The sequence below is a fragment of the Sphingomonas hankookensis genome, assembly GCF_022664465.1.
GTDB classification, from domain to species: Bacteria; Pseudomonadota; Alphaproteobacteria; order Sphingomonadales; family Sphingomonadaceae; genus Sphingomonas; species Sphingomonas hankookensis.
Map to the genome: position 1 here is coordinate 758,889 of NZ_JAKREV010000002.1, position 15,113 is coordinate 774,001.

9 protein-coding genes are annotated in these 15,113 nt (G+C 66.7%); 6 read left to right on the forward strand and 3 right to left on the reverse strand.

What is annotated here, in order from left to right; translation table 11 throughout:
- Positions 1-123: 123 nt before the first annotated feature.
- Entirely contained in the window at positions 124-744 is a 621-nt protein-coding gene (locus MF610_RS09035) for a MarC family protein (protein WP_242195106.1), read from the reverse strand.
- Positions 741-1,616: a bifunctional methylenetetrahydrofolate dehydrogenase/methenyltetrahydrofolate cyclohydrolase FolD gene (folD, locus tag MF610_RS09040; RefSeq protein WP_242195108.1), complete on the reverse strand. Its 876-nt coding sequence runs from the start codon at positions 1,614-1,616 to the stop codon at positions 741-743. Before folD ends, MF610_RS09035 begins: the two co-directional genes overlap by 4 nt.
- A gap of 219 nt (positions 1,617-1,835) precedes the next feature.
- Here folD and otsB point away from each other — a divergent pair, with 219 nt between their 5' ends.
- From otsB to MF610_RS09055, 3 genes are read left to right on the forward strand one after another with little or no spacing between them, the layout of a single operon-like run.
- Positions 1,836-2,579: a trehalose-phosphatase gene (gene otsB / locus MF610_RS09045; protein ID WP_242195109.1), complete on the forward strand. Its 744-nt coding sequence runs from the start codon at positions 1,836-1,838 to the stop codon at positions 2,577-2,579.
- Positions 2,576-4,372 (forward strand): glycoside hydrolase family 15 protein, encoded by a 1,797-nt coding sequence (locus MF610_RS09050; RefSeq protein ID WP_242195111.1) that lies wholly within the window; start codon positions 2,576-2,578, stop codon positions 4,370-4,372. Before otsB ends, MF610_RS09050 begins: the two co-directional genes overlap by 4 nt.
- The gene (locus tag MF610_RS09055; protein WP_242195114.1) at positions 4,369-5,745 is read left to right on the forward strand and encodes an alpha,alpha-trehalose-phosphate synthase (UDP-forming); all 1,377 of its coding nucleotides are present in this window, start codon (positions 4,369-4,371) and stop codon (positions 5,743-5,745) included. Before MF610_RS09050 ends, MF610_RS09055 begins: the two co-directional genes overlap by 4 nt.
- 504 nt (positions 5,746-6,249) lie before the next feature.
- Here MF610_RS09055 and MF610_RS09060 read toward each other — a convergent pair.
- Positions 6,250-7,770, reverse strand: coding sequence for a fumarate hydratase (locus MF610_RS09060; protein WP_242195117.1), 1,521 nt, complete (start codon positions 7,768-7,770; stop codon positions 6,250-6,252).
- Positions 7,771-7,889: 119 nt separating this feature from the next.
- On the opposite strand from MF610_RS09060, the gene MF610_RS09065 reads away from it, so the two are divergent.
- The 3 genes from MF610_RS09065 (at position 7,890) to MF610_RS09075 (ending at position 15,021) form a co-directional block, all read left to right on the forward strand.
- Positions 7,890-9,941, forward strand: a complete 2,052-nt coding sequence (locus tag MF610_RS09065) for an EAL domain-containing protein (protein WP_242195120.1) — start codon at positions 7,890-7,892, stop codon at positions 9,939-9,941.
- Between the two features lie 294 nt (positions 9,942-10,235).
- A complete protein-coding gene (gene ligA, locus MF610_RS09070; RefSeq protein ID WP_242195122.1) occupies positions 10,236-12,374 on the forward strand; it encodes an NAD-dependent DNA ligase LigA in 2,139 nt (712 codons plus the stop codon).
- Positions 12,375-12,528: 154 nt separating this feature from the next.
- Positions 12,529-15,021 carry a TonB-dependent receptor gene (locus tag MF610_RS09075; RefSeq protein WP_242195125.1) on the forward strand — a complete coding sequence of 831 codons (2,493 nt, stop codon included), beginning with the start codon at positions 12,529-12,531 and terminating at the stop codon, positions 15,019-15,021.
- The last annotated feature ends 92 nt before the right edge of the window (positions 15,022-15,113 follow it).

A 15,113-nucleotide genomic window follows, 5' to 3' on the forward strand; every position in this document is an offset into this window, starting at 1 on the left:
CACGGCCCAACTATCGGGCTATCTTTCGATCGCTGTAAATACGCATCCTCGTATTCGTTACAACTTTCGTATCGGGTGTAACGAATAAGCAACAGTTTGAAACGCTGGCGAAGCGATTGGTTGCTACAGGAAACTCGCGCGCAGCCCGTCGATGACGAATTGCGCGGCGAGCGCGGCAAGCAGCACGCCCAGCAGCCGGGTGATGACCGCCTCGATCCGCGCGCCCAGCAGGCGCATGATCGGCCCGGCCGCCAGCAGCGCGAGCAGCGTCATTAGCAGGATGCTGCCGAGCGCGCCCAACACCACCGCCCGGTGGGTCCAGTCGCCGACCTGACTCATCAACAGCATGACCGATGCGATCGATCCCGGCCCGGCGATCATCGGCATCGCCATCGGGAAGGTCGACACGTCCTCGACTTCCGGCGTCTCGATGATCTTCTGCGCACGGTCCTCGCGGCGCTGGGTCCGCTTTTCGAACACCATTTCCAGCGCAATCAGGAACAGCATGATGCCGCCGGCGATGCGAAAGCTGTCGAGGCTGATGCCCAGTGCCTTCAACAGCGCCTGCCCGAACAGCGCGAACACGAGCAGGATCGCGGTGGCGATGCCGACCGCACGGATCGCCATCGACCGGCGCTGTACGTCGGACGCGCCGGTGGTGAGGCCGGCATAGATCGGCGCGCAGCCCGGCGGATCGATCACCACGAAGAAGGTGATGAGCGACGAGACGAACAGCTCGATCATAGCGCGCTGTCGTCGAACGCGATGCCGGCGCGACGGTGCGCGGCGACCAGCGTGTTGCGCAGCAGGCAGGCGATGGTCATCGGCCCGACCCCGCCCGGCACCGGGGTGATCGCCCCGGCGACCTGCGATGCGGAGGCGAAGTCGACATCGCCGACGAGGCCGGCGTCGGTGCGGTTGATGCCGACATCGATCACCGTCGCGCCCGGCTTCAGCCAGTCGCCCTGTACGAAATTGGCGCGCCCGACCGCCGCGACGACGATATCGGCACGGCTGACATGGCCCGGCAGATCATGGGTGCGCGAATGGGCGATGGTGACGGTGCAGCTCTCGGCGGTCAGCAGCGCCGACATCGGCTTGCCGACGATGTTCGACCGGCCGACGACGACCGCGTCCTTGCCCGACAGGTCGCCCAGCACGTCGCGGAGCAGCAACAGGCAGCCATAGGGGGTGCACGGCACCATTCCCGGCAGGCCGGTCGCCAGCCGCCCGGCATTGACCGGGTGGAAGCCGTCGACATCCTTGTCCGGGTCGATCGTCAGCAGCACGGCGTCGCTGTCGAGGTGGCGGGGCAGCGGGAGCTGGACGAGAATGCCGTCGACCGCCGGATCGGCGTTCAGTTGCTCGACCAGTGCGATCAGTTCGCCCTGCGACACATCGGCCGGCAGGCGGTGTTCGAAGCTGGCCATGCCCGCTTCGCGCGTCGCCTTGCCCTTCGAACGGACATAGACGGCCGACGCCGCATCCTCGCCGACCAGCACGACCGCGAGGCCGGCGGGGCGGCCTGTCGAGGCCGCAAAGGTGGCGGCATGGGTGGCGACCTTCGCGCGCAGCGTCGCGGCAAAGGCTTTTCCGTCGATGATCCGGGCTGTCATGGGGCCGGTCATAAGCGGTGCAGTCGGGGTTCGCCACCCCCGGTGCGCTTCGTTCCGGACAAGCCAACGACCGATGGGCAGAAAGCGGGACCCCGGGTCGAGCCCGGGGTGACGCGGGGGAGAGGGCCCGCCTTGGAACGGGGCCACAAGTGCCGCCGCCCGGTCAAAATACCCCGCACCTGCGAAACGATTCCGTCGCGCGCCGCGTTCACCGACCCGATGGCGCACCAAGACCTTCCTCCTCCGCCCGCCGGCCTGCTCGACGATGCCGGCCTGTTCCTCGATTTCGACGGCACGCTGGTCGAACTGGCGGACCGCCCCGATGGGGTCGTGGTCGGCGAGCCGCTGCGCGCGCTACTCGCCCGGCTGGCCGAGCGGCTGGACGGGCGGGTCGCGATCGTCAGCGGGCGGTCGGTCGAGCAGATCGACGGCTTTCTCGGGCAGACCATCGCGCCCTACGCAGTGGTCGGCAGCCACGGCGCCGAAATTCGGCCGGCCGGCGGCACCACGCTGCTGCCCGATCGGCCCGCCAGCCTGACCGCTGCCGAGCGTGCCTTTACCGATCGCTTCGGCGACGATCCGCGAATCGTGATCGAGATCAAGACATTGGGCGTCGCGATCCACTATCGCGGCGCACCCGAAGTCGAACAGGAGGCGCATGCGCTGGTCGATGCCTTTGCCCAGCGCGACGGGCTGACCTCGCAAGGTGGCAAGATGATGATCGAATTGCGCATGGACGGCCATGACAAGGGCACGGCGATCGCGACGCTGTGCGAAAGCGCCCCCTTTGCCGGGCACGATCCGATCTTCGTCGGCGACGACCTGACCGACGAACCGGGCATGGTGGTCGCCGCGCATCATGGCGGGGCGGGCATCCTGATCGGACCGATGCGCGACACCGCCGCGACCTACCGGCTGGATGACGTCGCCGCCTTTCTCGACTGGCTGGAGAACAACGCATGACCGCGACGATGGATCTTTGGCCGATTGGCAACTGCCAGGTGTCGGCGTTGGTCGACCGCAACGGGCGCTTCGTGTGGGGCTGCCTGCCGCGGGTCGATGGCGATCCGGCATTCTCGTCGCTGCTCGACGACCGGCGTCGCGGGTCGGACGGGGCGTTCGGGTTCTGGGAGATCGACCTCGACGGCTGTGTCGAGACGCAGCAGACCTATATCCGCAACACGCCAGTGCTGGTGACCCGCCATACCGACGCGGCGGGCAATGCGATCGAGGTCGTCGACTTCTGCCCGCGCTTCAAGCGGCACGATCGGATGTATCGCCCGGTCGCCTTCTGCCGCATCGTGCGCCCGATCGCGGGCAGCCCCCGCATCCGCGTGCGGCTGCGCCCCTCGGTCGACTGGGGCAGCGCACGGGCCGAGCGGACACGCGGATCGAACCATATCCGCTACCTGCTCGACCAGGAATCGATCCGCCTGTCGACCAGCGCGCCGGTCGGCTGGATCGAGGACGAGCGACTGTTCCGGGTCGAGCGCACGCTGCATTTCTTCCTCGGGCCGGACGAAAGTTTTGCCGACGAACTCCCCGCCTCGGTCGAGCGGATGCTCAAGAACACGATCGAGGAATGGCGCCACTGGGTCCGCGGCCTCGCCACGCCGGTCGAATGGCAGCAGGCGGTGATCCGCAGCGCGATCACGCTGAAGCTGTGCCAGCATGAGGAAACCGGCGCGATCGTCGCCGCGCTGACCACCTCGATCCCGGAGCACGCCAATAGCGGGCGCAACTGGGACTATCGCTACTGCTGGATTCGCGACGCCTATTATACGGTGCAGGCGCTCAACCGGTTGGGCGCGTTGGACGTGCTGGAGGGGTATCTCGAATATCTCCGCAACATCGTCGACAATGCCGCCGACGGGCAAATCCAGCCGCTCTACGGTGTCGGCGGCGAGGCGACGCTGGTCGAGCGCGAGGCCGAGGGGCTGGACGGCTATCGCGGCATGGGGCCGGTGCGCGTCGGCAATCAGGCGTACGAGCAAATCCAGCACGACGCCTATGGCCAGATCATCCTGTCGAACGCGCAGGGCTTCTTCGACCAGCGGTTGTTCCGCGTCGGCAAGCAAGCCGATTTCGAGGCGCTGGAACCGATCGGCGAACGCGCATGGGAAGCGTATGACAAGCCCGATGCCGGCCTGTGGGAGCTGCGCACCAAGAGCCACGTCCATACGTACAGCGCGGCGATGTGCTGGGCCGCGTGCGACCGGCTGGCCAATGTCGCGGGCACGCTGGGCCTTGCCGAACGTGAGATGTTCTGGCGCGACCGGGCGACCGCGATGCGCACCAAGATCGAGCGCGAGGCATGGCGGCCGGAAACGAACCGCATGTCGGCGACCTTCGGCGGCGACGATCTCGACGCCAGTATCATCCAGCTGCTCGACCTGCGCTTCCTCGAACCCAGCGACCCGCGCTTCCTCGGCACGCTGGAGGCGGTGGAAAAGGGGCTGCGGCGCGGCAGCCATATGCTGCGCTATGCGATCGAGGACGATTTCGGCCTGCCGCACACCGCGTTCAACGTCTGCACCTTCTGGCTGATCGAGGCGCTGCACGCGACCGGCCGCGACGACGATGCGCGCGAATTGCTGGAAGAGATGCTGTCACGCTGCACGCCCGCCGGGCTGCTGTCGGAGGATATCGACCCCGAAACCGGGGAACTCTGGGGTAATTACCCGCAAACCTACTCGCTGGTCGGCATGATCAATTCCGCCGTCCTGTTGAGCAAGTCATGGAATGTCGTCAGATGAGTCGCTTGATCGTCATCTCGAACCGGGTGCAGGCCCCGCAGCCGGGCACCGGCGGCGGCGCGCAGGGCGGCCTTGCCGTCGCGCTGAACGCCGCGCTGGCCGAAGAGGACGGTATCTGGTTCGGCTGGTCGGGGGACACCAGCGACAATCGCGAGCTGCGCTTCCAGACCTATGGCGGCGTCACCAGCGCCGTGATGGATTTGAGCGAGCAGGACGTCGAGGAATATTATGACGGCTACGCCAATCGCACGCTGTGGCCGCTGTTCCACTACCGGCTGGACCTGACCGAGTTCGAACGCGATTTTCAGGGCGGGTACGAACGCGTCAACCGCGTGTTCGGCGAACGCATCGGTCCGCATATCCAGCCCGACGATCTGGTCTGGGTCCATGACTATCACATGATCCCGCTGGGCTGGGTGCTGCGTCAGCAGGGCGTGACCAACCGCATCGGGTTCTTCCTGCACATTCCGTGGCCGCCGCGCCGGTTGCTGACCGCGCTGCCCGACCATCGCCGGATGGTCGAGGCGCTGTTCGCCTATGACGTGGTCGGGTTCCAGAACGAGGAATGGCTCGACAGCTTCTTCAACTATGTCCGCGAGGAAATGGGCGGCACGATCGAGGGCAATCAGGTCACGGTCGGCGGGCGCACCATCTGCGCGATCAGCTGCCCGATCGGGATCGAGGCGAAGGACTTCATCGCCGGCGCCAACGGCCCGGTGGCCAAGGCGGCGCAGCTCAACCAGCTCGAAAGCGCGGTCGGGCGCAGCCTGATCGTCGGCGTCGACCGGCTGGATTATTCGAAGGGGCTGCCCGAGCGTTTCTCCGGCTACGAACGCTTTCTGCAGAACCATCCCGACCGGCGGGCGCTGGTATATCTGCTGCAGATCGCGCCGCCGTCGCGCACCGCGGTGCAGACGTACCGCGACATCCGCAACACGCTGGAACAGATGTCGGGGCGGATCAACGGCGCCTATGCCGATACCGACTGGGTGCCGATCCGCTACGTGAACAAGGGCTATCCGCGCGAGGTGCTGGCCGGCATTTATCGCGCGGCGCGGATCGGATTGGTGACTCCCTTGCGCGACGGGATGAACCTGGTCGCGAAGGAATATGTCGCGGCGCAGGACCCGCGCGATCCCGGCGTGCTGATCCTGTCGCGCTTCGCTGGCGCCGCACAGCAGCTGTCGGTCGGCGCGCTGATGATCAACCCCTATAGCGCCGAGGATATCGCCGACGGCATCGACAAGGCACTGCGCATGCCACGCGCCGAACGTATCGACCGGTGGCAGGCGATGATCGACAATGTCGTCGAGGAAGATGTGATCTGGTGGCGCAAGCGGTTCATCGACGCGCTGACGGCGGAAGGACAATAGCTTCACACTTTCGTCACCCCGGGCTTGACCCGGGGTCCCGCTTCTACCCGCCGCCAGAAGAAGAAGCGGGACCCCGGATCAAGTCCGGGGTGACGATGAAGAGGAAGCCGTGCCCCTCACCACCAACGTCACCCCAGCGAAGGCTGGGGTCTTTCGCGGCTCCTGTCCCGCCCGTAACCGGGAGACCCCAGCCTTCGCTGGGGTGACGTAGTTGGGATGCGTGGCGTCCCGCCCCCCTCGTCATCCCGGCGCAGGCCGCGATCCATGGTTCCGCAAGCGCCGAAGCCATCGGGTATGCCGCCCGGTGGACCCCAGCCTTCGCCGGGATGACCAAGTGGGTGGGAAAGGTCACCGCCCTCTCCCATCGTCGTTCCCGCGCAGGCGGGAACCCATACACGCAACGCTCGCGGATCGGACCGAAACGTCGGCGTATATGGATTCCCACCTTCGCGGGAATGACGGGAGGGGGTCGACAGGCGGCCACCCCGCCCCCTCACGCCGCGCTCAAACGCCCTCGAGCAACCGCTCCTTGGCGATCTTCTCCCGCCATACCAGCGGGGCGAGGTGGTGGACGTTCTGCCCTTCGCTATCCACCGCGACGGTGACCGGGAAGTCCTGCACCTCGAACTCGTAGATCGCTTCCATGCCGAGGTCTTCGAAGCCGACGACCTTCGACCCCTTGATCGCCCGCGCGACGAGGTACGCCGCACCGCCGACCGCCATCAGATACGCCGATTTCCGCTCAGCGATCGCCTTGGTCGCGTCCGCGCCGCGCTCGGCCTTGCCGACCATCGCCAGCAGCCCCTGGTCGAGCATCATGCGGGTGAACTTGTCCATGCGGGTCGCGGTGGTGGGGCCGGCGGGGCCGACGACCTCTTCACCGACCGGATCGACCGGCCCGACATAATAGATCACGCGCCCGCGGAAATCGACGGGCAGTTCCTCGCCCTTGGCCAGCATGTCGGCGATCCGCTTGTGCGCGGCGTCGCGGCCGGTCAGCATCTTACCCGTAAGCAGCAGCCGGTCACCATGCTTCCACGTCGCGACGACTTCGGGGGTCAGCGTGTCGAGGTCGACGCGGATCGCCGCCTTGTCCGGCGTCCAGTTGACGTCCGGCCAGTCGGCGAGGTTCGGCTGCTCCAGATAGGCCGGGCCGCTGCCGTCCAGCGTGAAATGCGCATGGCGGGTCGCGGCGCAGTTCGGGATCATCGCCACCGGCTTCGACGCGGCATGGGTCGGCCAATCAAGAATCTTGACGTCGAGCACCGTCGACAATCCGCCCAGCCCCTGCGCACCGATGCCGAGCGCATTGACCTTGTCCATCAGCTCGATGCGTAGCGCCTCGACGTCGGTCTGCGGCCCGCGCGCCTTCAGCTGGCCCATGTCGATCGGCGCCATCAGCGATTCCTTGGCGAGCAGCATCGCCTTTTCCGCCGTACCGCCGATGCCGATGCCGATCATGCCCGGCGGGCACCAGCCGGCGCCCATTTGCGGGATCATCTCCAGCACCCAGTCGACGATCGAATCGCTGGGGTTCATCATCTTGAACTTCGACTTGTTCTCCGACCCGCCGCCCTTGGCCGCGACATCGACATGGACCTTGTCGCCCGGCACCATTTCGACGTGCAGCACCGACGGCGTATTGTCCTTGGTATTGCGCCGGGTGAACGCCGGGTCGGCGAGGATCGAGGCACGCAGCTTGTTTTCGGGGTGCAGGTAGGCGCGTCGCACGCCTTCGTCGACGACCTCCTGCAACGACCGCTCGCTGTCGAGGCGGCAATTCTGCCCCCATTTCACGAACACGGTGACGATGCCGGTATCCTGACAGATCGGGCGATGCCCCTCCGCACACATCCGGCTGTTGGTCAGGATCTGCGCGATCGCGTCCTTGGCGGCCGGGCTCGTTTCGGCGGCATAGGCCTCGCCCAACGCGCGGATATAATCCATCGGGTGGTAATAGCTGATGAACTGCAGCGCGTCGGCGACGCTGTCGATCAGATCGGCTTCGGTGATGGTGACGGTCATCGCGGTACATCCATATCGGTCGAAATTTCTTCTTGCCCTACAGGGTCGAAGCGACCGGTTGCAAAGAATTCGTTCACGATGCCGCGTTAGCATCGGCGCCGAACTCGAAAGGAAGCGCATTGACGAACGGTGGGTTGAAGGCGGCGTTGCGATCGTGGGTCCAGCGGCCCGACGATGGCGATCGCGTGCCCGCCGACCGTGCCGGGCGCCTGCTGCGCGAAGCGGAAAACCACGGCCCCAACTGGTTCTGGCAGACCGATCGCAACGGGCGGCTGACCTATCTGAGCGACAAGATCGTCGCGGTGTTCGTTGCCGCCGGCATCGACCCGATCGGCGCGCCGCTGATCGACATGCTGCGAATCGCCGGCAGCGACTCCGGGCTCGACGATGCCGAGCGGACCATCGCCTTTCACCTGTCGGCCCGCACCGCCTTCACCGACTATGCCGTCACCCCCGCCGCGCCGGGGTCGAGCGAACGCAGCTGGACCGTATCGGGCAGCCCGTTCACCGACCCTTACGGCCGGTTCGAGGGATTCGTCGGCACCGGCACCGACATGGCGGCGGTACGGCAATCGGATGCGGCGATCACCCGCCTCGCGCTGTTCGACAGCCTGACCGGCCTCGCCAATCGCCAGCGGATGCGCATGTCGCTGGAACAGACGCTGGCGCAGCCGGGCTATGACGGTACCGCGCTGTTCCTGCTCGACCTCGACCGGTTCAAGGCGGTCAACGACACGATGGGTCACCCGGTGGGCGACGCGTTGCTCAAGCAGGTCGCGCAGCGGCTGCTGCGCGTCGTCGCCGATGCCGGTCTGGTCGGGCGGCTGGGCGGCGACGAGTTCCAGGTGATCCTGCCGCGCATCGGCAACCGCGCGGAAATGGCGTCGCTAGCACAGGCGATCATCGCCAGCCTGTCGCAACCCTATTTCCTGAACGGTACCTCGGCATCGATCGGCTGTTCGATCGGGATCGCCGTGTCGCCCGATCATGGTGCCACCCCCGACGTGCTGGTCGCCAATGCCGACCTCGCGCTCTATGCCGCCAAGGATGCCGGGCGCGGCGTCGCCCGTTTCTTCAACGACGCGATGCTCGACGGCGCGCGGACGCGGCAGCAGATGGAGGGGGACCTGCGCCTCGCCCTCTCGCTCGACCAGCTGCGCATCGTCTATCAGCCGGTCGTCTCGCTCGACGGCGGGCGGATCAGCGGGTTCGAGGCGCTGTTGCGCTGGGAACACCCCACCCGCGGGCTGCTGGTCCCCAGCGAGTTCCTGAGCGTCGCGGAAGAATCCAAGCTGATCGAGCCGATCGGCGAATGGGTGTTGCGCACCGCGTGTCACGACGCGGCGGCATGGCCGGGCGATACGCGGCTGTCGGTCAATCTGGCCGGTGCGCAGTTCGCCAATCCGGCGCTGCCCGCGATCATCGCCAACGCCATCGCCCGGTCGGGGCTCGCGCCCGAACGGCTGGAGCTGGATATCGAGGAAGCCAGCGTGCTGCGCGACATGCGTGCCGCGATCACCGTCTTCGCTGCGTTGCACGGGATCGGCGTCCGCCTCGCGCTCAACGATTTCGGGGCGGGACAGGCGTCGATGGCGTGCCTGCGCCGGTTGCCGTTCGACCGGATCAAGATCGACGCGTCGTTCGTGCGCGGGGTCGGCGATCCCGAGGGGCGCAACGCCGCCGTCGTCCGCGCGATCGCGACCATGGCCGACATGCTCGGCATCGACACCACCGCGAAGGGCATCGAATATCACGACGAACTGGCCGCGCTGCGCGACCTTGGCTGCACCGACGTGCAGGGGTTCGTGTACGGCGCACCGGTCGGGGGAGCGGAGGCGGCGCGGCGGCTGATCGACGAAGGCGGTGCGCTGACGCCGCAGGGGCCAAAGGTCGAGCGCGCGCCGCGCACGCGGATGCTGCGATCGACCACGATCGAGGTGGACGGGGTCCGCCGCTCCGCCCGCATCCGCGACCTGTCGAGCACCGGTGCGTTGATCGACCTCGTCGATTTCGACGACGGCGCGATCGGGTCGACCGTCCGCATCGACACCGGCGGCGGCCACTGGACCGCGGCGACGCTGCGCTGGGCGGAGGACAGCCGCGCGGGGCTGCATTTCGACCACCCGATCACCGTCGAGCGCCGCATGACGATCCGGCGACGCGAGGCGTGACGGGCCGGCTGCGGGGTTCGCACGCTGATAGCCCTACCTCTCCGCCCCCTGCCCCCCTTCCCGTTCGGTTCGAGCAGCTTCGAGCTTGTCGAGAAGCGTCCGTCGAGAACGCGTAGTTTGGGGCAGCCCCTTCTCGACTACGGTTCTCGACAAGCTCGAACCTGCGCTCGAAGCAAACGGATAGGGAGGGGGGCCGAGGGACAGCAGGGAAAGGACAGCAGGACAAAGGAAAGCGGAAAGTCCCACACCACCCGCCCCCTTGATCGCCCGCCCGCACGCCGATAGCGGTCGGGCATGACCACGCCCCCCCTCCCCGCATCGCAAGCCGAGGCCGCCGCCGAACTGGCCGATCTGGCCGACCGGATCGCGCTGGCCGATGCCGCCTATCATGGCGAGGACGCACCGGTGATGACCGATGCGGACTATGACGCGCTGGTCCGCCGCAACCGCGCGATCGAGGCGGCGTTCCCCGCACTGGTGCGCACCGATTCGCCCTCGCTGCGGGTCGGCACCACGCCGGCGGGGCATCTGGCGAAGGTCGCCCATGCGCGGCCGATGCTCAGCCTCAACAACGCCTTCGCCGATGACGATGTGGCCGAATTCGTCGCCAGCGTGCGCCGGTTCCTGCGCCTGTCCGACGATGCCGCCGTCGCGCTGACCGCCGAGCCGAAGATCGACGGCCTGTCCTGTTCGCTGCGTTACGAAGGCCGCACGCTGGTCCGCGCGCTGACCCGCGGCGATGGCGCGGTGGGCGAGGACGTCACCGCCAATGTCGCTACGATCGCCGACATTCCCCAGACGCTGCCCGCCACCGCGCCCGACATATTCGAGGTCCGCGGGGAAGTGTATATGGCGAAGGACGACTTCGCCGGCCTCAACGCCCGGCTGCTCGCCGACGCCGCCGATCCGGCCAAGGCGCGCCAGTTCGCCAACCCGCGCAACGCCGCCGCGGGATCGCTGCGGCAAAAGGACGCCGCCGTCACCGCGTCGCGGCCGCTGAAATTCCTTGCGCACGGCTGGGGCGAGGTCGCGGCGCTGCCCGCCGACACCCAGACCGGGGTCGTCGCCGCGCTCAGGGCCTGGGGCTTCCCGATCGCCGACGCGTTCCAGCGCTGCGACGGCGCCGGCCAAGCGCTCGCCGTCTACCGCTCGATCGAGGCCACCCGCGCCGACCTGCCCTATGATATCGACGGCGTGGTCTATAAGCTCGACCGGCTCGACTGGCAGGAGCGGCTGGGCTTTGTCGGCCGTGCCCCGCGCTGGGCGATCGCGCATAAATTCCCCGCCGAACGCGCGCAGACCACACTGAAGGCGATCGACATCCAGGTCGGCCGCACCGGCGCGCTGACACCCGTCGCCCGGCTGGAGCCGGTGACGGTCGGCGGCGTCGTCGTCACCAACGCGACGCTGCACAATGCCGACGAGATCGAGCGGCTGGGCGTCCGCCCCGGCGACCGCGTCGTCGTGCAGCGCGCCGGCGACGTCATCCCGCAGATCGTCGACAACCTCACCCGCGACGAGCCCCGCGACCCTTGGGCGTTCCCGACCGAATGTCCCGAATGCGGTTCGCTTGCCGAACGCGGCGAGGGCGAGGTCGTCGTGCGCTGCACCGGCGGGCTCGTGTGCCCGGCGCAGCGGGTCGAACGGCTGATCCATTTCGTCTCGCGCCATGCATTCGATATTGCCGGGCTGGGGCTGGTCCGGGTCGAGGATTTCTTCCGCGACGGGCTGATCACCTCGCCCGCCGATATCTTTCGCCTGCACACCCACCGCGACGCGCTGGTCCAGCGCGAGCGCATGTCCGACCTTGTCGTCGGCAAGCTGATCGACGCGATCGACGCGCGGCGCAGCATCGGGCTCGACCGCTTCCTCTTCGCGCTCGGCATCCGCCATGTCGGCGAAGTGACCGCGCGCGACCTTGCCCGCCGCTGGACGTCGGCGAAGGACTTCGCCGCGATGATCCGCCGCGCGCTCCATGTCCGCCGCACCACGCTGCCCGCGATCGGCGAGAATGAGCGCAAGTTCGTCCTGCGCCGCGGCCGCGCGCTGGTCGCCGCGGTCGAGACGGCCGGGATCGGCCCCGAGGTCGCCGACGCGCTACTCGCCTTCTTCGCCGAACAGCATAATCGCGACGTCGTCGCCGACCTGCTGCGGGAGGTTCGGCCGGAGGACGTCGTCCATGCTGCAACGCAAAGCGAGTTGACCGGCAAGACCGTCGTCTTCACCGGCAGGCTCGAAACGCTCAGCCGTGACGAGGCGAAGGCGCAAGCCGACGCGCTCGGCGCCCGCGTCGCGGGGTCGGTGTCGAAGAAGACCGATCTGGTGGTGGTCGGTGCCGATGCCGGTTCGAAACGGGCGAAAGCGGAGGAATTAGGCATCCGCGTGATCGACGAAGCGGCCTGGGCGGAAATCGTATCCGCGGCAACAACGTGACGTTTTTGCAACGCGTCACAATAGACTGAGTTCCCCGCTTTCGATTGTCGCAAAATAGAAATATGGCGCGTCCATTGGCGCCAGGACGGTGAACGGCACCGCCTGAACCAGCGTACGAGTCGCGCCAGAAAGCATTGCGATTCAAAGGGGATTTATGAACACAAAGCTGTATGCCGGCGTGGCCTTTGCCGCGCTCTTCCTCCCTGCTTCGGCCTTTGCGCAGTCCACCGGTTCGACCGATTTCGAGTCGGAAGAGATCGTCGTCACCGGCAGCCGCGCCGACAACGGCGTCGATGGCATCAAGATTCCCGACGGCCCCAAGGCGCGCGTCGTGCTGGATCAGGAATTCATCGCAAAGCAGGCACCGGGTAACACGGTCCTCGACGCGCTAAACATCGTCCCCGGCGTCAACTTCACCCAGAGTGATCCGTTCGGTTCGTCGGGCGGCAACATCCGTATCCGCGGCTTCGACGGCAACCGCGTCTCGCTGACCTTCGACGGTTTCCCGCTGAACGATTCGGGCAACTACGCGATCTATTCGAACCAGCAGCTCGACCCCGAACTGGTCGACGAGATCAACGTCAACCTCGGCGCGACCGACATCGACAGCCCGACCGCATCGGCGGCCGGCGGCACGATCAACTATCGCACGCTGATTCCGTCGGAAACGCTGTCGGCGACGATGGTCGCTTCGTACGGCGATTTCGATTTCCACCGCGTGTTCGGCCTGATCGAAACCGGCAACCTGACCTCGTTCGGCACCCGCGCCTTCCTGTCGGCGTCGAAGGCGTCGAACGACAAGTTCCGTGGTCCGGGCGGCATCCGCAAACAGCAGTTCAACGCCGGCATCTACCAGCCGCTGGGCGACAATGGCGACTTCATCCGCGTGTCGGGCCATTACAACGAGAACCGCAACAACTTCTACCGCGCGGTTTCGGTGGGTGACATGCGCACCCTGCTCGGCACCGGCGTGATCCCGACGAACGCCAATGCGTCGCCCGCCAACCCGATCCGCATCGACCTGAACGAACAGCAGTTCGATAGGGTCAACGGCTTCGAGAACGAAGAATTCTGCAACCGCCCGACCCCGGTCCGCGGCACCGCGCAGAACGAGACGCAGGGCGCTGCCGCCAACTGTTCGAACTACTACGGCATTCGCGTGAATCCGTCGAACACCGGCAACATCCGCGCGAACTCGCGCTTTACGCTGTCGGACAAGCTGACGCTGACGCTCGACGGTTCGTACCAGTACACGCTGGCGCACGGCGGCGGCACCTCGACGCTGGCCGAAAACTCGCCACGTTCGCGCGGCAGCGCCACCACGTCGACGGGTGTCGATTACAACGGCGACGGCGACACGCTCGACACCGTTCGCTTTTTCTCGCCGAACATCACCAACACCAACCGCTACACCGGCATCGCATCGCTGCGCTACGACATCACAGAGGACCAGCGCGTCCGCGTCGCGTACACCTACGATAATGCCAACCATCGACAGACCGGCGAATGGGGTTACCTGTTCTCGAACGGCATGCCCGAGGACATCTTCTCGGGTCGCAACGGTCGTCCGGTGCTGACCGCCGATGGCTTCACCATCAGCCAGCGCGACCGTGAATCGACCGCGCTGCTGAACCAGATCTCGGGTGAATATATCGGTCGCTTCTTCGACCGGGCCTTCACGCTGCAGGTCGGTCTGCGCGCACCGTTCTTCAAGCGCGATCTGCAGACCAACTGCCCGATCGAGGCACGCGGTTCGGGCTTCGCCTATTGCACCAGCGAGCCGCTGACCTCGCTGCGCATCATCGCGCCGAACGCAGTCGTGCCGACGACCGGCGTCACGCCCTATTATGCGCCGTTCGCGACGACCTACAAGTATGACGCGATCCTGCCGAACGCCGGCTTCACGTACAACTTCGTCGACACCAACATCAGCATGTTCGGCAGCTATGCCAAGGGCTTCTCGGCACCGCGCACCGACAACCTGTATCGTGCGCCGTTCATCGGCGTGCAGCCGGAAAAGACCGACTCGTTCGATCTCGGCCTGCGCTACAACACCGCGCGCGTGCAGTCGCAGCTGACCGGCTGGTACATCAAGTACAAGAACCGCATCGTGTCGTCGTTCGACTTCGATCAGGGCATCTCGTTCGACCGCAACATCGGTGCGGTGGACAGCTATGGCTTCGACGGCACCGTCACCGTCCGTCCGACCACCTGGCTCGGCCTGACCGCGATCGCGTCGTACACTCACACCGAACTGCTCTCGAACGTCCAGACCGCCGGTACTTCGGTCGCCCAGACCAAGGGCAAGGCCGTTCCGGAAATGCCCGAATGGCAGTTCGGCGGTCGCGCCGAATTCAACTACGGCCCGGTCAATGTCGGCGTGCAGGGCAAATGGGTCGACGAACGCTTCGCGACCGACGTAAACGACGTCGTCGTCGGCGCTTATACGCTGGTCGATCTCGACGCGCGCTTCAGCCTCGAACAGTACGGCCTCGCCAAGACCAGCCTCGGCCTGAACGTCCGCAACCTGTTCGACGAGCGCTATTTCGGCAACATCAGCACGCAAGTCGACGCGCTGTCGGGCAACCCGAACTTCTCGGTCGGCTATCCGCGCACGATCATCGGGTCGATCAAGTTCGGCTTCTAAGCCTTACCCGCCCCTTCGAACGCGAACCGCCGTCCCGGCAACGGGGCGGCGGTTTTCGTTTGGGCGCGGTTTGCGCTAGAGCAGTCTCAGCA